The organism is Pseudomonas sp. LTR0, from assembly GCF_036630035.1.
GTDB classification, from domain to species: Bacteria; Pseudomonadota; Gammaproteobacteria; order Pseudomonadales; family Pseudomonadaceae; genus Aquipseudomonas; species Aquipseudomonas putida_Y.
Map to the genome: position 1 here is coordinate 4,936,753 of NZ_CP123734.1, position 17,790 is coordinate 4,954,542.

Sequence of the window (17,790 nt, forward strand, 5' to 3'; positions counted from 1 at the left end):
ATGAAATCCCGTCTGTTCATCATCAGCCAGTACCTGCTGCCGCACCACCTGCTGTCGCGGCTGGCCGGCTGCATCGCCGAGTGCCGCGTGCGCTGGTTCAAGAACGCCTTCACCGCATGGTTCGCCAAGCGCTACCAGGTGAACATGAGCGAGGCTCTGGTCGAAGACCTGAGCGCTTACGAGCACTTCAATGCGTTCTTCACCCGCGCCCTGAAGCCAGGCGCCCGCCCACTGGACGAAACCCCAGGCGCCATCCTGTGCCCGGCCGACGGCGCGGTCAGCCAGCTCGGCCCGATCGAGCACGGCCGTATCTTCCAGGCCAAAGGGCACGGATTCAGTGCGCAAGAGCTGCTGGGCGGTGACCCGGCCATGGCCGCGCCGTTCATGGGCGGCGAGTTTGCCACCATCTACCTGTCGCCCAAGGACTACCACCGCGTGCACATGCCGCTGGCCGGCACCCTGCGCGAAATGGTCTACGTGCCGGGCCGTCTGTTCTCGGTCAACCAGACCACCGCAGAAAATGTCCCCGAGCTGTTCGCCCGCAACGAGCGCGTGGTCTGCCTGTTCGATACAGAGCGTGGACCAATGGCCGTGGTACTGGTCGGCGCTATGATCGTCGCCTCGATCGAAACGGTATGGGCTGGGCTGGTCACGCCGCCCAAGCGTGAGCTGAAGACCTTCCGTTACGACGAAGCCAGCCGCGGCCCGATCCACCTGGAAAAAGGTGCCGAACTGGGCCGCTTCAAGCTGGGTTCGACCGCCATCGTGCTGTTCGGGCCGGAGCAGGTGAAATGGGCTGAGAGCCTGGGTGCTGGCTCCGCAGTGCGCATGGGGCAACAGTTGGCGGCGCCTGTGCAGGCTTGATTACGGTTTTTGCATTGGGGTGCATGTCGGGGTTTATTTTGCGCCTGTAAGATCGAGCGCCGCCCGCGCGGCGCATCGCGAGCTACGCTCGCTCCTACGTTTGTTTCGGGCCAATCAGTCCTGAGAGATTTGCGCGCGAACGTTATGGCGCACGACGCGATATCGTGTTGCGCGAACCAGGCGGTCGCGCGCGCCTGTCACAGGCGTCACTGGCCCGAAACAAACGTAGGAGCGAGCGTAGCTCGCGATGCGCCGCGCGGGCGGCGCTCGATTTCACAGGCACAGAAGATTCGACGACAACCTAGCCACGGGCGTCGCGGTCACGCAGGCCCAGCAGATACAGCACCCCATCCAGCCCCAAGGTGGAAATCGCCTGCTTGGCCGACTGGCGCACCAGTGGCTTGGCACGGAACGCCACGCCCAGCCCGGCCAGCGACAGCATCGGCAGGTCATTGGCGCCATCACCTACGGCGATGGTCTGCTCCAGTTGCAAGCCTTCTTCACTGGCCAGCTTCTTCAACAATTCAGCCTTGCGCTGGGCATCGACAATCGGCTCAACAGCCACGCCGGTCACCTTGCCATCGACCACTTCAAGCTCATTGGCGAACACATAGTCGATACCCAGGCGCGCCTGCACCTGACGGGCAAAGTAGGTAAAGCCACCGGACAGAATCGCGGTCTTGTATCCCAGGCGCTTGAGCTCAGCAAACAGGTTCTCGGCACCCTCGGTCAGGCGTAGCGATGCCCCGATCTCGTCCAGCACCCCCACGTCCAGGCCCTTGAGCAAAGCCATGCGCTCTTTGAAGCTGGCGCGGAAGTCCAGCTCACCGCGCATGGCGCGCTCGGTGATCGCCGCGACCTGCTCCCCTACCCCCGCCGCCTTGGCCAGCTCGTCGATGACTTCGGCCTCGATCAGCGTGGAGTCCATGTCGAACACCGCCAGCCGGCGGTTGCGGCGGAACAGATCGTCCTTCTGGAAGGCGATGTCGACGCTCAGTTCTTCAGCCAGGGCAAAGAAGTCCGCACGCAGGGCCTGGGCATCGCTCGGCACGCCGCGCACGGAGATCTCGACGGCTGCCTTGCCCTTGTCGAATTCGGCATCCAGTGCCACCCGGGCCGAGAGGCGCTCCATGCGCTCGATGGTCAGGCCGTACTGGCTGATCACCGCACTCACCCGCTGCAGCTGCTCGGGAGTGATCTTGCGGCTGAGCAGGGTAACGATGTGGCGCGCTTCGCCATGCCCATCGGCCCAGTGCTGGTAGTCCGCCTCGGAAATCGGCGTGTAACGGGCCTGCAGGTTCAGTTCGTGGGCTTTTGCCTGCACGCCTTGCAGCAGTGCGGTAGCCACTTCGTTGTCCGGGATGTCGACCAGGATGCCAAACGACAAGGTGCCGTGCATGACCGCCAGGCCGATGTCGAGGATACTCACACCGCCCTGCAGCAGGACGCCGGTGATAGCCGCAGTGAGACCGGGACGGTCCTCACCGGTGATGTTGATCAGGACGATTTCGCGCACAACCTGGCTCCGACTTCGATGAAAAATGCGCATTCTACCGATTTTCCATGACCATCGGGCGCCAACGATACTTTGCCGACAAAACCCGGCTCGCTATACTCCCCCCACTTTCATGCCATTAAGAGCCGAGCTCTGTGAACCGGCCCACGCCAGTCAAACCAGACAATTTCTTCCTGATGATCTATCGCGCCTTGAGTCAACGTCGCGTGCCGCTGGCACTGCGCATCGCCTGCACCAACATTTTCCTGGTGGCGCTGGCGCTGGTGATCTACGCCTGCGTGATGGGCCTGCAGTTCAAGCAGGCCATGCATGAGCAGGCCGATGCCCTGGGCCAAAGCCTGACCACCCAGACCGCCACATCGGCAACCGAGCTGCTGGTGTCCAACGACATCCTCAGCCTCAACGTGCTACTGGGCAACCTGGTGAAAAACCCGCTGGTGGCCCATGCGGCAATCTTCAGCGTCGATAACCGCATCCTCGCCGAAGCCGGCCAGCGCCCGCGCAACAGCCTGCTGGGTGAGGCCGAAGGCCTGTACCAGACCAAGATCACGTTCCAGGACGTGACGGCCGGGCAACTGCGCATCAGCCTGGACATGAGCCAGTTCCAGCAGCCGATGCTGATCAGCCTGCAGAGCATGGGCATTCTGGCCGCCATCCTGCTGGCCCTGGCCTTGGCCCTCAGCTTGCGTCAGGGCCGCTTTATCACCCTGCCACTGCTGCAGTTGCGGGTATGGCTGCGCGACCCGCAGCCGTATACCCCGGCGACCGACCGCCAGGACGAGATCGGCGACATCGCCCGCCAGCTGCATGCACGCCTGGCCCCGCCTCCGCCACCAGAGCCGGAGCCCGAGGAAGATGACGAGCCGTTCGACGACCTGCACGCAGCTGCCCCGGCACCCAAAGCCGTACCGCGCGCCAAGGTTGCCCTGGAAGACGAAGATGACGACGCAGCCTTCGCCGGCCTGCTGGACGATGACACTACAGCCAAAGCCCACGCAGAGGTCGAGTCCGACGAGCCCCAGTACAGCGCCGTACTTGCCGTGCAGCTGGGCTCGCAGGAGCAACTGCGCCGCCTGCCACGTACACGCCTGGACGAGCTGACCAAGCGCTACCGCGATTGCCTGGAGCACGCGGCCTCGCTCTACGACGGTGAAACCCACACGCTGAACGACGGCAGCACCCTGGTGCTGTTCCACAGCCGCGAGTGTGGCGAGGACTACCTGACCAACGCCATTTGCTGTGGCGAACTATTGCGTGCCCTGGGCCACGCCCTGCAGATCGAGGTGGCTGATAGCGGCATCACCCTGCAACTGCAGCTAGGCCTGGTATTGGGCAACGACCTGCATGGGCTGGAGCTGGTTGACCTGCTGATTGCCGAGAAAGTCCAGGATGCCCTGGCGCTGTCGCAGCACAGCCGCAACCTGTTGCTGGTAGAACGACAGATCAACGATGACGCCCTGATTCGCCAGCGTGCGCGTATTCGCCCGATCGCCAGCCCCGAAGGCGCGTGCTGTGTGGAGCGGCTCATGGAGCCCTACCCGTCAATGCTGGAAAGGCAACTGGCGCGCATGCATGAGCACCGTGCCTGACAGGTATACGCGACATCTACAGCGTATGTCTTAAGTCAGGCTGGTTGCTTTGACTGGCGCAAAATCCAACCGTTAGCGCTCCCCCCGTAGGAGCGGGTTCACCCTCGAACACCGGCGCAACCGGTGCCATGCAACGCGTCGCCTGCTTCGCGGGTAAACCCGCTCCCACAAAGACCGCGCCGAGCTTCAGACGGAACAGCAGATACAAAAAAGCCCGCAGCGAATGCGGGCTTTTTTGTATCTGCCAGTTTGATCAGAACCGATAAACTTCCATATCGGTGCGAATCGGCGAGGCCATCGGGATTTTGGGTTTCTCTGGCCCCTTCTTCACCTGCGTCGGTGCAGCGGGTTTTTTCGGTGCTTCTTCGGCAATCGCCGGCTGGTTGGCCAGCGGCTTCACCGCTGTGCTCAGCTGTTCGGCCAGCTTTTGCAGCAGTTGGCCCTGAGCCTGCACCTGCGACGACTCACTGCCCTCGTGCTGCTGCTCGAGGTGAATGATACGGTTGTCACGCACATGGCCACGGCGGTCCAGCAGACGCCACTGGGCATCCAGAATGGCCGGCTGGTTCCTGCCCGAGTCCAGGCGTGTGATCGACAACAGCACTTGCACGTCCGGGCTGAAGCCTGCAGTCGCCGGGGCCAGCACTACGCGCTGGCTGTCCAGACGCCAGGCCAGTTGACGCACCAGCAACTGGTCGATATCCGATGAAAGGCTGCCAGCCCAGCGACCGTCGGTCGCCGCGCTCAGGCTGCCATCAGCTTGACGCTGCAGGAATGTCTCACGCTGAAGGTAATCGGCCACCGATACAGGGCCGAGTACCACGGCCATGCCCGCACTCTGCGACGGCTGGCCAGGATCACCACTGTCGAGCTGATACAGGGCAACCGGCTGATGCATGGTGCACCCGCCAAGGCCCAGCAGGCCAGTCATCAACAGCGCAAATGGAAGGCGCAGAAATTTCATCATCCCATCCAGGCGGCTGCCACAAGGCACACCGCAGTGATACATGTATATTCAAACGGGCACACGGCCACGCCGGCTCCGCAAGGGGCATATCATCCGCGAAATAACCGTCCGACTCCAGCATTTCTGCCCGAAACGGCTTTGAAATTGCCGTTCCAGACATTGCAACCGGTTAAGTCGGCACTTCCACCTGCAACCCATCGACACGCTGGAACCCGCGTGGCAGCTTGCTGCCGCGCCGTCCGCGCTCGCCCTTGTAGTGCTCCAGGTCGTCCGCCTTCAAAGACAGGGTACGCTTGCCGGCCTGCAACACAAGCGTCGCGCCTTCGGGAATCACGGCTAGATCGGTAACAAATTCTTCACGACTGGCCACCCGGTCACCCGGCACGCCAATGATCTTGTTGCCTTTGCCTTTACCCAACTGCGGCAGGTCGCTGACCTTGAACACCAGCAGGCGGCCTTCGGTGGTCACCGCCGCCAACCAGTCCTGCTCGCGATCGGCCACTGGGCGCGGGGTCATGACCTTGGCCCCGTTGGGCAAGCTGAGCAAGCCTTTGCCGGCCTTGTTCTTGGCCTGCAGGTCTTCACCCTTGACCACAAAGCCGTAACCGGCATCCGAAGCCACCACGTACAGCGCATCGTCGTCAGGCAACAACACACATTCGAAAGTCGCCCCCGGTGGCGGCGTCAGACGGCCAGTCAGCGGCTCACCCTGGCCACGCGCCGATGGCAGGCTGTGGGCGGCCAGCGAGTAGCTGCGCCCGGTGGAATCGATAAGCACGGCAAACTGGTTGGAACGCCCGGCCGCGGCAGCCTTGAAGCCGTCGCCGGCCTTGTAGGAAAGGCCAGTGGCGTCGATATCGTGGCCCTTGGCGCAGCGCACCCAGCCTTTCTCCGAAAGCACCACGGTGACGGGCTCGGTCGGCATCAGCTCGTTTTCCGACAGCGCTTTGGCTTCGGCACGCGCTACGATCGGCGAGCGACGATCATCGCCATAGGTTTCGGCATCCTTGATCAGCTCGCTGCGCACCAACTTGCGCAGCTTGGCCTCGCTCCCCAGCAGGGCCTGCAGCTTGGCTTGCTCCTTCAGCAACTCATCCTGCTCACCGCGGATCTTCATCTCTTCCAGGCGCGCCAACTGCCGCAGGCGGGTCTCGAGGATGTAGTCGGCCTGAATCTCGGTCAGCTCGAAACGCTCGATCAGGGCCTGCTTGGGGTATTCCTCGGTACGGATGATGTGGATCACTTCATCCAGGTTGAGGAACGCGGTGAGTAAACCGTCCAGCAGGTGCAGACGCTTTTCGACCTTGTCCAGACGGTGCTGCAGGCGGCGACGAACGGTATTGGTGCGGAATTCCAGCCACTCTACCAATATGGTTCGCAGGTTTTTCAACTGCGGACGGCCGTCCAGGCCGATGATGTTCACGTTGACCCGGTATGTGCTTTCCAGGTCAGTGGTAGCGAACAGGTGCTGCATCAGCTCGTCGACATCCACGCGGTTGGAACGCGGGATGATGACGATACGGCACGGGTTTTCGTGGTCCGACTCGTCGCGCAGGTCGGCGACCATCGGCAGCTTCTTGGCCTGCATCTGCGCGGCAATCTGCTCCAGCACTTTGGCCCCGGAGACCTGGTGCGGCAGCGCAGTGACGACGATGTCGCCATCTTCGACACGGTACACGGCGCGCATGCGGATCGAGCCGCGGCCGCTTTCGTACATCTTGAGAATTTCTGCCCGCGGCGTGACGATCTCTGCCTCGGTCGGGTAATCCGGCCCCTGGATATGCTCGCACAACTGCTCGATGGTTGCCTTGGGCTCATCGAGCAGTCGCACACAGGCACTGGCCACCTCTCGCAGGTTGTGCGGCGGCACATCGGTGGCCATGCCCACCGCGATACCGGTGGTACCGTTGAGCAGGATATTGGGCAGGCGCGCAGGCAGCACGGCCGGCTCCTGCAACGTGCCGTCGAAGTTCGGTACCCAGTCCACGGTGCCCTGGCCGACTTCGCTGAGCAGCACTTCAGCGTAGCGCGACAGCCGCGCCTCGGTATAGCGCATGGCGGCGAACGACTTCGGATCATCCGGCGCACCCCAGTTACCCTGGCCATCGACCAAGGTGTAGCGGTAGCTGAACGGCTGCGCCATCAGCACCATGGCCTCGTAGCAGGCCGAGTCGCCATGGGGATGGAACTTGCCGAGCACGTCACCGACGGTACGCGCCGACTTCTTGTGCTTGGCATCGGCGTCGAGCCCCAACTCGCTCATGGCGTAGACGATGCGTCGCTGCACCGGCTTCAGGCCGTCGCCGATGTGCGGCAGTGCGCGGTCCATGATCACGTACATGGAATAGTTGAGGTAGGCCTGTTCGGTGAAGTCAGCCAGCGAGCGGCGTTCGACGCCGTCCAGGCTGAGTTCCAGTGAGTCGCTCATGCGGGCCTCGTCATTATTTCAGGTTCTGGCGCAGCAGCATGGTGCCACCGCGCTGGGTAAATTCAAGTTGTTGCAGGGCACTCATGCCCAGCAGTACGGTGGGCCCGTCCAGGCCCGGCACCACGATGGCGCGTACGTTCTGCAGGCGGATATCGCCCAGTTGCAGGCTGGCCAGGCGCGTGCGGTAGCCTTCGGTGCGGCCGTTGGCGGTGCTCAGTAGCACCGGGCTACCGCGCTCCAGGCTCAGTTCATGAGCCAACGCCTCGGGGATCGCCACGTCGGTGGCGCCGGTGTCGAGCATGAAATGCACCACCTGGCCGTTGATGGCACCATCCACCACGAAGTGGCCCTGGCCATTACTCAGCAGGCGCACTTCGATAAAGCCTGCACCATGCTCGGATTGCACCTGGCTATTGGGGTTACGCTGGCTGTCTTCCCACTGGCCGAAAAAGCGCGTGGCAAGAAACAGCGCCGCCGCCCAGGCGACGATCATCAGCACCCTGCCCGCGCGCTTGCCCGGCGCCTGGCTCATGGTTTGGCGCTCCAGCCGCCTTGCGGGGCGTCGAAGCGCCAGACGACCGGGCGGGTTTCGCCATCGGCGCGGGCGCTGTTGTTGTTGTCCAGGCCAATCCAGGCACCCTTGGCATCGATCACCAGTGCTTCGGCAAGGCCAAACGGCTGCGCGTAGCGCCGTGACTCGACCAGCGCATCAGCAGCGAACGACCAGCAACGCTCGACCTTGCCACTGTCGGCATCACGCCGGCACACCCGGTAAGCGTTACGTTCAAGGGTAAACAGCTTGCCCTCGAACCAGGCCAGGTCAGCGAAGTCGCGCGACAGCGCACTGGCATTGGGCATTTGCTCCGGTTGCATCTCGACCCCGGCCTCGCTCAGCAGCACGCAACTGCGCCCGCAGGTCCATACCGATTGCCGGCGCTCAATGGCCACCAGGCCACGGCGCTCACGCTCGGCGGCCAGCCACAGGCGGTCACCCGCCGGGTTGATCGCCACGCCTTCGAACAGGGCATTGAAGTTCAGCAGCATGCCGCTTGCCCGGGCCTGGCGCACCATGGCCGAGTCTATCCTCAACCAGTCCGGCTCACCTTCCAGCGGCAATTGCAGTACCGCGGCATGCGCCTCGCTGACCAGATAGAGGTTACCCGCCTGATCACAGGTGATGCCTTCGAAATCCAGCTCGCCACCGCGAATGAACGATGCCGCCCAGTTGCGTGACTTCAACCCCCATGGCAGGCCGCTTTCCGGGACAGTTGGCGGGGTGAAGGTGAGCGGCTGCGCGCGCCAGGTGGGGTTCTGCTGATCGAAGCGGTAGATGCGGTCGTCGTCACGGTCGGACACACCCCACAGCCCGCCCCGGCATTCCACCAGACCAGACAGGTTGCCACCGCGCATACCGTCGATCGGGTGCTCGGCTTGCATCTTCAGCTCTGGCCAGTTGCCCGCCAGGCAAGGCAGGGCAACCAGCGCCAGGCAAACGGCAAATACTTGCCGAATCAAACCATGACCTCGGCCAGGTTGCCCTTGGTTTCCAGCCAGCTCTTGCGGTCGCCGGCGCGCTTCTTGGCCAGCAGCTTGTCCATCAGCTCGCAGGTGGCCTCTACGTCGTCCAGGGTCAACTGCACCAGCCGTCGGGTGTTCGGGTCCATGGTGGTTTCGCGCAACTGCGGCGGGTTCATCTCGCCCAGGCCCTTGAAGCGTGTTACCTGCGGCTTGCCGCGCTTCTTCTCGGCCACCAGGCGGTCGAGGATGCCGTCACGCTCGGCTTCGTCGAGGGCGTAGTAGATTTCCTTGCCCAGGTCGATGCGGTACAGGGGCGGCATGGCCACGTAAACATGCCCAGCCTCGACCAGTGCCCGGAAGTGTTGAACAAACAGCGCACACAGCAGTGTGGCGATGTGCAGGCCGTCGGAGTCAGCGTCGGCGAGGATGCAGATCTTGCCATAGCGCAGTTGCGCAAGGTCGGTTGCACCCGGATCGACGCCGATGGCCACGGCAATGTTGTGCACTTCCTGGCTGGCCAGGACTTCGCCACCGTCCACTTCCCAGGTGTTGAGGATCTTGCCGCGCAGCGGCAGGATGGCCTGGAATTCCTTGTCCCGCGCCTGCTTGGCCGAACCACCGGCCGAGTCACCCTCGACCAGGAACAACTCGGCACGCATCGGGTCCTGGCCCGCACAATCGGCCAGTTTGCCGGGCAATGCCGGGCCTTGGGTGATGCGCTTGCGCTCGACCTTCTTGCTGGCTTTGAGGCGGCGCCCGGCGTTGCTGATGGCCAGTTCTGCCAGTTGCATGCCCAGCTCGGGGTGGGCGTTGAGCCACAGGCTGAAAGCGTCCTTGACCACACCGGAGACAAATGCGGCCGCCTCGCGTGATGACAGGCGCTCTTTGGTCTGCCCGGAGAACTGCGGGTCCTGCATCTTCATCGACAGTACGAAGGTGATGCGCTCCCAAACGTCTTCCGGCGCCAGCTTTACTCCGCGTGGCAGCAAGTTGCGGAACTCGCAGAACTCACGCATGGCATCCAGCAAGCCTTGGCGCAAGCCGTTGACGTGGGTGCCGCCCTGGGCGGTGGGGATCAGGTTGACGTAGCTTTCCTGAATGCTGTCGCCGCCTTCGGGCAGCCACAGCAAAGCCCAGTCAACCGCTTCCTTGTTGCCCGCCAGGCTGCCACAGAACGGCTCGTCGGGCAGGCGCTGGAATTCGTTGACCGAGTCGACCAGATAAGAGCGCAGACCATCTTCGTAGTGCCATTCGACCTTTTCGCCGCTGGCCTTGTCCTCGAAGCTGACCAGCAGACCTGGGCACAGTACCGCCTTGGCCTTGAGCACGTGCTTGAGGCGGCTGATGGAGAACTTGGGCGAGTCGAAGTACTTCGGGTCGGGGCTGAAGTACACGCTGGTGCCGGTGTTGCGCTTGCCGACCGAGCCGACCACTTCCAGCTCGCTGGCCTTGAAGCCATCGGCAAAGGTCATCTGGTATTCGTTGCCGTCACGTTTGACGCGCACGCGCACCTGGGTCGACAGGGCGTTGACCACCGAGATGCCCACCCCGTGCAGGCCACCGGAAAACTGATAGTTCTTGTTGGAGAACTTGCCGCCGGCGTGCAGCTTGGTGAGGATCAGCTCGACCCCGGACACGCCCTCTTCCGGATGAATGTCCACCGGCATGCCGCGGCCGTCGTCGCTGACTTCCAGCGAATGATCGGCATGCAGGATTACCTGCACCGAACGCGCGTGGCCGGCCAGTGCTTCGTCGACACTGTTGTCGATGACTTCCTGGGCCAGGTGGTTGGGGCGGCTGGTGTCGGTGTACATGCCCGGCCGCTTGCGGACCGGATCAAGGCCCGAGAGGACTTCGATGGCGTCTGCGTTATAGGCGCTAGCGCTGGGATTGGCCATAGGGTCTCGTCGTCAGTCTGGTGAATGCAAAAAAGTCAAAATACAGAAAAATCGAGCGCCGCATACTGCCCACGGGCAATGCCGGCGAAGGCCAGCAGTGCCGGCAGGCGCTCGGCGAAGCCCTGGAAGCTGTGGTCGCCACCGGCCTGGATACGCAGTGCACAAGCACGGTAATAGCGCTCGGCGTGTCGGTAGTCCAGGGTTTCATCGGCGGTCTGCAGCCACACTTGATAGCGGTCGGCATCGGCCGGGGCCGCGACTTCCAGTTCGGCCAGGGCCTGCACATGATCGTGGGTCAGCTCCCAGGTTTCACCACTGTAATGATTGCGCTGGGTGCCCAGGTAACCGTCGAAATGCTTGTGTGGGGTTACCGCCGGGTTGACCAGAAGGGCCTTGAGGCCATGGCGCTCGGCCAGATGGGTGGCATAGTAGCCGCCGAGCGAACTGCCCACCAGCAGTGGCGCACCCAGTTCGGCGATGGCCGCTTCGAGCTGGGCCATGGCTTGCCGTGGGTGGTGGTGCAGGGCCGGCACTCGCAACTGGTCGGCCAGGCCGAGCTGCTGCATGACTGCCTCCAGCTGACGCGCCTTGGTCGAAAGCGGTGAGCTGTTGAAGCCATGGATATAGAGGATGGAACCCGACATGCTGCCCCCGGAATCTGTGGCTTCGCGCCTGATAATGCGGGCGCAGGGACGCGCAGTGTAGCGCGTTCGCCGGGTTTTGACGCAGTGCCACGGATTTCGCAATAATTTTCCGGCAGGCTGACGTGGCCTGCTCAATACCCTGGGCTGTCGAAGTCGAGCTGCACCTCGAAATCCAGCGCCCGCTCCACCCCGGTCTCCAGCCGCCCATCGGCATGCAGGCGCAACCAGCGGTACCCCGGATGCTCTTCGCTCACCTGGAAGCCCTCGCTGCGCGCCGCGAACTGAATACAGGTCGACGGTGTGGCCAGCAGGCGCCGCCCCTCTCGGACCTCATCCCATTCCTGATGCACATGCCCCCATAACAAAGCCCGTACCTGTGGATATCCTTCAACGATATCGAACAGCGCCTGGGCATTGCGCAAGCCGATCGGCGCGATCCAGGCGCAGCCGATGTCCACCGGCTGATGGTGGAAGCACACCAGGCAATGCCGCTCACCAGCCTCTTTCAAGGCGGCTTCCAGCACGGCCAACTGGTCATCTTGCAGAAACCCGTGGGTAGCACCGTGCACGGCGGTGTTGAGCATGACCACCCGCCATGCGCCAATATCGGTCACCGCCTGCACCAGTTCCGGCGCCACCTGCGCCATCACCTGAGCCTCGTCATGGTTGCCCGGCAGCCAGCGGGTGGGTACGGCAAACGGTGCGGTCAGCTCACGAAACGCTTCATAGGATGCCACGCTGGCATCCTGGGACAGGTCGCCCGTGCACAGCAGCAAGTCGACAAGCGGCTGCTCGCGTCGCACCTGGGCCACCACGTGGCGCAGGCTGTCACGGGTATTGAGGCCCAGCATGCTGCCAGCCGGGTCGGCGAACAGGTGGGCATCGGTCAGTTGCACCACGTGCACAGGGCGGGATTGGTCTGGCGGCAACAACGGCCATCTCCTCGAATGGATTCAGCGGGAATTATGGCTGGGCGACGGTGACGAGCAAACACCCGCAACCGACTCACGTCACAATTCAGCGAACACTTGCCAATTCGTGGCCGCAGGCCAGGCAGTGACTGAGCCACTCACCCAGGAACAGGTTGAGCTGGGCCTTTTCGTCCGGCTGGTGCATGGCGTCGTTTGGATACGGATAGATGCTGCGCAGGCGCCGGGTGTGTTCGGCACTGACCACTTCGGCCATGCGCGCATCGTGATACACCTGCACTTCCAGGTGCGGGACTGGCAACCACGGCAGGCTGTGTTCCTGGCGCACATGCAGGGTGGTGGTGTACGGACAGGCCAGCACCACGTCGAGCACCAGCACGCCGAGCATCTGATCACCCTGGGTCATGCCGATGCGGCGCGAGCTTTGGGTGGTGCGCATGTCGGGCAGCAAGCGCATCAGCCGGGCGTAGTTGGCCTCGCAGGCTGCCTGCAGCCCGACCAGGTCGACTCGATAGCGCTCGCGCAGCAGGTTCACTTCCACATACCTCTTACTTCGTCACGGTTCAGCGCAAGCCATTGCAGGCCAATAATGGTTGCCGCGTTGCAGATGCGCCCGTCGCGCACCGCCTGCAGGGCATCCTCGAACGACCACACGCGTACGCGAATGTCTTCGCCCTCCTCTTCAAGGCCATGCAGCCCTCCCGCGCCCTCGCTGCTGCAACGGCCGAGGAACAGGTGAACGTATTCGTCACTGCCACCTGGCGACGGGAAGTAGCGGGTCATCGGCCACAGGGCGCTGAACGTCAGGCCTGCTTCTTCTTCGGCCTCGCGATGGGCGACTTCCTCGGGCTGCTCGTCTTTGTCGATCAGCCCGGCAACCATCTCGATCAGCCAAGGGTTGGCGACCTTGTCCAGTGCGCCCACGCGGAACTGTTCGATCAGCACCACTTCATCGCGCGCAGGGTCGTAAGGCAGCACGCATACCGCATCGTGGCGCACAAACAGCTCGCGACTGATCTCGCGCCCCATGCCACCGGCAAATAGCTCGTGACGCAGGCGTAACTTGTCGAGCTTGTAAAAGCCCTGGAAGCAATTGGCCCGCTCGATGATTTCGAAGCCCTTGGGCACAGCGTTCAACGCGTCTGACATGGAAATCCTCATTACCTCGAATACTGCTTCGCGCCATCCTACTCCGCACGCCTGTTGGTTTCATCCCTTTCCAGCAACCGCTGGCGCACTCGGGACAGCAGCCCTTCACTCTGTTAGCTTAGTGGCGAACTGAAGGCCGCGCAGACGGTCAAAGGCCGACTTTTCCCTGTTCTGCAAGGATCATCATGACACTTGTCAAACTGACTTCCGTGGCCGTGCTGGCACTCGCTCTGGGCGCCTGCCAGAGCCTGTTCACGCCCAACTACCGGGCCCCGCTCGAGGTCAAGCGCGACGCCTGGGAGCATGTCAAACCCGGCTGCAGCGAGAGCGACTGCCCGCTGGTGAACATCGACATGATCCACTTCCCAGCCCTGCCCAAGCTCGACGGCATCGTCGAAAAACGCCTGCTGCAACTGACCGAAGACAATCAGCATGGCACCGCACCAGCCACCCTGCAGGCCTACGAACAGCAATATCTGGCCAGTGCCGACAAACGTAACAGCAGCTACTTGCAAGCCAAGGTACGCGAACAGCATGACGGGTTGGTGATCATCGAGTTGTCCAGCTACCTGGACAGCGGTGGCGCCCACGGCATGCCCGGCCGCGGCTTCATCAACTATTCACGCAAGCTGGACAAGGTGCTGACCCTGCAGGACATGCTGGTGCCCGGCCAGGAAGACACCTTCTGGAAAACCGTCGAAGAATCGCACCGCGCCTGGCTGATGAGCGTGGGCATGGACAAGGATGCCGAGTTCGTCAAGACCTGGCCATTCAAGAAATCGCCGCACGTCGCTCTGACGTACGGCGCGGTAGTGGTCAAGTACGAGGTCTATGCCATCGCGCCCTACTCCATGGGCCACGTGGAACTGAAGATCCCCTACCCGCGCCTGAATGGCGTACTCAAGCCTGAACTGTTTCCCGGCCGCGGCTGAGGCTCAGTAACCCATGCAGCACACCTGCCAGCAGCAATGCTGGCAGGGTCGCGCCCAGTTCCGGCGCCTTGGCGGCAATCAGGTGATAGGCCACCGCCCCGGCAAACCAGGCCACCAACGCCTGCCAGTGCAAGCCATTGACCTGCGCTGGCAGACGGCGTCGACGGACCACGTAGTGGTCCATCAGCACCACGCCGAACAGCGGCGCGAACACCGAACCGATCAGCAACAGGAAGTTTTCGTACTGTGCCAGTGGCGCCAACAGGGCGATCAGGGTGCACAACACGCCGATGGCCAACGCCAGGTGCTCGACCTTCAGCGGTATAAGCACACCGGTGGAAACCGCCGCCGAGTGGATGTCGGCGAAGGCCTTTTCCGACTCGTCCAGCAGAATTAGCAGCAGCGGGATCCCCATACCGGCGCCCGCCAGGGCCAGCAACAGCGCATTGACTTCGCCACTGGCGGCGAACGCCAGCGTGTAGGCCACGCCCAGGCTCATCAGCCAGGTGTTGCCAATGAAGTAGCCAACGACCGTGCCGCCGAACACATGCTTGCCATTGCGGGCAAAGCGCGAGTAGTCAGCGATCAGCGGCAGCCAGGACAGCGGCATGGCGATGACGATATCGAAGCCAACCGCCAGCGACATCGAACCATCCCCGGCACGGTTCCACAGTTCGGCCAGGTCGGCCTTGGCGAACAGGTTCCAGGTCAGCCACAGGCAAGCGCCCAGCAACAACCAGATGCCCCAGGCGCGCAGCACCTTGCGCACGAAGGCCAGTGGCCCGCTGACAGCCAGCAGGGTGGCCAGGGCACCGAAGCACAGCGTCCAGAGCATGGGGCTGTTCCAGGCACTTTCCTCACCGAACGCTCGCGCACCCAGCAAGCTGGCAGCATCGCGCATGACGATAATCTCGAAAGCGCCCCAACCCACCAGTTGCAGCAAGTTGAGCAGCGCCGGCAAGCGCGCGCCATGGCTGCCCAGGCTGAGTTTCAGGGTGCCCATGGCGGACAGGCCGGTGTCGCTGCCGATAACCCCCGCCGCACCCAGCAACAGCACACCGACACCGGTGCCCAGGGCGATGGCCAGCACGGCGCCAGCAAGGCCCAGGCCTGGCGCCAGCATGGCGCCGACCTGCAGCACCATCAGGCCGATGCCGAGGGAAAACCACAGTGAAAACAGGTCGCGAGCACCGAAAATGCGCTGCTGGATGGGGATTGGATGGTCGGGAGAGAACTGGCTGGGTGATGTCATGGTTGGCGCTCGCCGGCAATATTGTTGGTGTTCCTGGCGAGGACTTCGTCCTCGTATCGCGACGCAAGGCCGCTCCCACAAAAGCCACGCAGGCTTCGAGGCTTGCGCGGTCCTTGTGGGAGCGGCCTTGCGTCGCGAAAGGGCCGCAAAGCGGCCCCAGCGTGCTTACACTTTGTGGTACAGCTGGCTGCCTTCCTGGCGGAACCGCTCGGCCTGCTCACGCATGCCTTGCTCGACCGTCACATCCACGGCCTCGATCTTGGCAGCGTACTCACGCACTTCCTGGGTGATCTTCATCGAGCAGAACTTCGGCCCGCACATCGAGCAGAAGTGCGCGACCTTGGCCGATTCCTTCGGCAGAGTCTCGTCATGGAAAGCACGGGCGGTGTCCGGGTCGAGGCCCAGGTTGAACTGGTCTTCCCAACGGAACTCGAAACGCGCCTTGGACAAGGCGTTGTCGCGGATCTGTGCACCCGGGTGGCCCTTGGCAAGGTCGGCGGCATGCGCGGCGATCTTGTAGGTGATGATGCCGGTCTTGACGTCGTCCTTGTTCGGCAGGCCCAGGTGCTCCTTCGGCGTTACGTAGCAGAGCATGGCGCAACCGAACCAGCCGATCATCGCCGCACCAATGCCCGAGGTGATGTGGTCGTAACCCGGCGCGATATCGGTGGTCAGTGGGCCGAGGGTGTAGAACGGCGCCTCGTCGCAGCACTCCAGCTGCTTGTCCATGTTCTCTTTGATCAATTGCATCGGCACGTGGCCGGGGCCTTCGATCATGCATTGCACGTCGTGCTTCCAGGCAATCTTGGTCAGCTCGCCGAGGGTTTCCAGCTCACCGAATTGCGCCGCGTCGTTGGCGTCGGCAATCGAGCCAGGGCGCAGGCCGTCGCCCAGCGAGAAGCTGACGTCGTAGGCCTTCATGATTTCGCAGATTTCGTCGAAGTGGGTGTACAGGAAGTTTTCCTTGTGGTGCGCCAGGCACCACTTGGCCATGATCGAGCCACCACGGCTGACGATGCCGGTGACGCGCTTGGCGGTCAGGGGTACATAGCGCAGCAGCACACCGGCGTGAATGGTGAAGTAGTCCACGCCCTGTTCGGCCTGCTCGATCAGGGTGTCGCGGAACAGTTCCCAGGTCAGGTCCTCTGCCACACCGTTGACCTTTTCCAGGGCCTGGTAGATCGGCACGGTACCGATCGGTACCGGCGAGTTGCGAATGATCCACTCGCGGGTTTCGTGGATGTGCTTGCCGGTGGACAAGTCCATGACCGTGTCCGAGCCCCAGCGGATGCCCCAGGTCAGCTTGGCCACCTCTTCCTCGATCGAGGAACCCAGGGCGCTGTTGCCGATGTTGCCGTTGATCTTCACCAGGAAGTTACGGCCGATGATCATCGGCTCTACTTCCGGGTGGTTGATGTTGGCCGGAATGATCGCGCGGCCACGGGCGATTTCCTGGCGGACGAATTCAGGGGTGATTTCTTTCGGGATGTTGGCACCGAAGCTGTGGCCGGCATGTTGCTCATTCAGCAGGCCGGCGGCGCGGGCCTCCTGTAACTTCATGTTTTCGCGGATGGCCACGTATTCCATCTCGGCGGTGATGATGCCCTGACGGGCATAGTGCATCTGCGAGACGTTGGCGCCGGCCTTGGCCCGGCGCGGGTTGCGCACATGGGCGAAACGCAGCTTGGCCAGCTCTGCATCGTTCAGGCGCTGCTGACCGAAGTCGGAGCTCAGGCCTTCCAGGCGCTCGGTGTCACCGCGGGCTTCGATCCACGCCGAACGCACATCGGCCAGGCCTTTGCGCACGTCGATGATCACGTCGGGGTCGGTGTACGGGCCAGACGTGTCATACACCAGCACCGGGGCGTTGGACTCGCCGCCGAAATCGGTCGGGGTGTCATCCAGGCTGATTTCACGCATGGGGACGCGGATGTCCGGGCGCGAGCCTTCGACATACACCTTGCGCGAACGCGGGAAGGGTTGCACGGACTGCTGATCGACTTGTGCCGATTCGCTGAGGTTGATCGCTTTTTCTTGTTTGGTCATCACAGGCTCTCCTGACGGCTTCCTAGCAGTGGAATGTCGGGGTGAACCTGAAACGCGC

The 17,790-nt window shown here is 63.0% G+C and carries 15 protein-coding genes; 3 read left to right on the plus strand and 12 right to left on the minus strand.

The annotated features are described in order from the left end of the window. Entirely contained in the window at nt 1–864 is an 864-nt protein-coding gene (gene asd, locus QCL51_RS22660; protein ID WP_101196350.1) for an archaetidylserine decarboxylase, read from the plus strand. Nucleotides 865–1,165: 301 nt separating this feature from the next. Here the strand turns inward: asd and serB are convergent, their stop codons facing one another. Then, the gene (gene serB, locus QCL51_RS22665) at nt 1,166–2,380 is read right to left on the minus strand and encodes a phosphoserine phosphatase SerB (protein WP_053870517.1); all 1,215 of its coding nucleotides are present in this window, start codon (nt 2,378–2,380) and stop codon (nt 1,166–1,168) included. 134 nt (nt 2,381–2,514) lie between these two features. Between serB and QCL51_RS22670 the strand changes: the two genes are divergently transcribed. Then, on the plus strand, nt 2,515–3,969 hold the full coding sequence (locus QCL51_RS22670) for a hypothetical protein (protein ID WP_021783864.1): 1,455 nt from the start codon (nt 2,515–2,517) through the stop codon (nt 3,967–3,969). Nucleotides 3,970–4,222: 253 nt separating this feature from the next. Here the strand turns inward: QCL51_RS22670 and QCL51_RS22675 are convergent, their stop codons facing one another. The 9 genes from QCL51_RS22675 to QCL51_RS22715 all read right to left on the minus strand — a co-directional run bounded on the left by QCL51_RS22675 (nt 4,223) and on the right by QCL51_RS22715 (nt 13,502). Beyond that, nucleotides 4,223–4,933 carry an ABC-type transport auxiliary lipoprotein family protein gene (locus QCL51_RS22675; RefSeq protein WP_021783863.1) on the minus strand — a complete coding sequence of 237 codons (711 nt, stop codon included), beginning with the start codon at nt 4,931–4,933 and terminating at the stop codon, nt 4,223–4,225. A 172-nt stretch (nt 4,934–5,105) separates the two neighbouring features. After that, entirely contained in the window at nt 5,106–7,364 is a 2,259-nt protein-coding gene (gene parC / locus QCL51_RS22680; RefSeq protein ID WP_014859646.1) for a DNA topoisomerase IV subunit A, read from the minus strand. 13 nt (nt 7,365–7,377) lie between these two features. Next, nucleotides 7,378–7,896 (minus strand): TIGR02281 family clan AA aspartic protease, encoded by a 519-nt coding sequence (locus QCL51_RS22685; protein WP_021783862.1) that lies wholly within the window; start codon nt 7,894–7,896, stop codon nt 7,378–7,380. Next, on the minus strand, nt 7,893–8,879 hold the full coding sequence (locus QCL51_RS22690; RefSeq protein WP_101196352.1) for an esterase-like activity of phytase family protein: 987 nt from the start codon (nt 8,877–8,879) through the stop codon (nt 7,893–7,895). Before QCL51_RS22690 ends, QCL51_RS22685 begins: the two co-directional genes overlap by 4 nt. Continuing rightward, nucleotides 8,876–10,780 carry a DNA topoisomerase IV subunit B gene (gene parE, locus QCL51_RS22695; protein ID WP_003249486.1) on the minus strand — a complete coding sequence of 635 codons (1,905 nt, stop codon included), beginning with the start codon at nt 10,778–10,780 and terminating at the stop codon, nt 8,876–8,878. The genes QCL51_RS22690 and parE overlap by 4 nt, the downstream gene beginning before the upstream one ends. Nucleotides 10,781–10,815: 35 nt before the next feature. Further along, entirely contained in the window at nt 10,816–11,424 is a 609-nt protein-coding gene (locus QCL51_RS22700; protein WP_084851068.1) for a YqiA/YcfP family alpha/beta fold hydrolase, read from the minus strand. A gap of 131 nt (nt 11,425–11,555) precedes the next feature. Further along, nucleotides 11,556–12,356, minus strand: coding sequence for a 3',5'-cyclic-AMP phosphodiesterase (gene cpdA / locus QCL51_RS22705; protein ID WP_275966534.1), 801 nt, complete (start codon nt 12,354–12,356; stop codon nt 11,556–11,558). A gap of 85 nt (nt 12,357–12,441) precedes the next feature. Beyond that, nucleotides 12,442–12,894, minus strand: coding sequence for a DUF1249 domain-containing protein (locus QCL51_RS22710; RefSeq protein ID WP_003249480.1), 453 nt, complete (start codon nt 12,892–12,894; stop codon nt 12,442–12,444). Further along, entirely contained in the window at nt 12,885–13,502 is a 618-nt protein-coding gene (locus QCL51_RS22715) for an NUDIX domain-containing protein (RefSeq protein WP_021783858.1), read from the minus strand. The genes QCL51_RS22710 and QCL51_RS22715 overlap by 10 nt, the downstream gene beginning before the upstream one ends. A 185-nt stretch (nt 13,503–13,687) precedes the next feature. On the opposite strand from QCL51_RS22715, the gene QCL51_RS22720 reads away from it, so the two are divergent. Continuing rightward, on the plus strand, nt 13,688–14,434 hold the full coding sequence (locus QCL51_RS22720) for an RsiV family protein (protein ID WP_003249476.1): 747 nt from the start codon (nt 13,688–13,690) through the stop codon (nt 14,432–14,434). Here the strand turns inward: QCL51_RS22720 and cytX are convergent. Continuing rightward, nucleotides 14,403–15,686: a putative hydroxymethylpyrimidine transporter CytX gene (gene cytX, locus QCL51_RS22725; RefSeq protein ID WP_021783857.1), complete on the minus strand. Its 1,284-nt coding sequence runs from the start codon at nt 15,684–15,686 to the stop codon at nt 14,403–14,405. The two genes, QCL51_RS22720 and cytX, sit on opposite strands and share 32 nt — an antisense overlap. A 165-nt stretch (nt 15,687–15,851) precedes the next feature. Continuing rightward, on the minus strand, nt 15,852–17,732 hold the full coding sequence (gene thiC / locus QCL51_RS22730) for a phosphomethylpyrimidine synthase ThiC (protein WP_003249473.1): 1,881 nt from the start codon (nt 17,730–17,732) through the stop codon (nt 15,852–15,854). Nucleotides 17,733–17,790 lie beyond the last annotated feature (58 nt).

What these genes read in the sequence shown, in the direction of transcription:
- QCL51_RS22685 (WP_021783862.1), bottom strand. Translation starts at nt 7,896, where the DNA reads ATGAGCCAGGCGCCGGGCAAGCGCGCGGGCAGGGTGCTGATGATCGTC.
- QCL51_RS22715 (WP_021783858.1), bottom strand. Translation starts at nt 13,502, where the DNA reads ATGTCAGACGCGTTGAACGCTGTGCCCAAGGGCTTCGAAATCATCGAG.
- QCL51_RS22675 (WP_021783863.1), bottom strand. Translation starts at nt 4,933, where the DNA reads ATGAAATTTCTGCGCCTTCCATTTGCGCTGTTGATGACTGGCCTGCTG.
- QCL51_RS22720 (WP_003249476.1), top strand. Translation starts at nt 13,688, where the DNA reads ATGACACTTGTCAAACTGACTTCCGTGGCCGTGCTGGCACTCGCTCTG.
- asd (WP_101196350.1), top strand. Translation starts at nt 1, where the DNA reads ATGAAATCCCGTCTGTTCATCATCAGCCAGTACCTGCTGCCGCACCAC.
- cytX (WP_021783857.1), bottom strand. Translation starts at nt 15,686, where the DNA reads ATGACATCACCCAGCCAGTTCTCTCCCGACCATCCAATCCCCATCCAG.
- parC (WP_014859646.1), bottom strand. Translation starts at nt 7,364, where the DNA reads ATGAGCGACTCACTGGAACTCAGCCTGGACGGCGTCGAACGCCGCTCG.
- QCL51_RS22700 (WP_084851068.1), bottom strand. Translation starts at nt 11,424, where the DNA reads ATGTCGGGTTCCATCCTCTATATCCATGGCTTCAACAGCTCACCGCTT.
- thiC (WP_003249473.1), bottom strand. Translation starts at nt 17,732, where the DNA reads ATGACCAAACAAGAAAAAGCGATCAACCTCAGCGAATCGGCACAAGTC.
- parE (WP_003249486.1), bottom strand. Translation starts at nt 10,780, where the DNA reads ATGGCCAATCCCAGCGCTAGCGCCTATAACGCAGACGCCATCGAAGTC.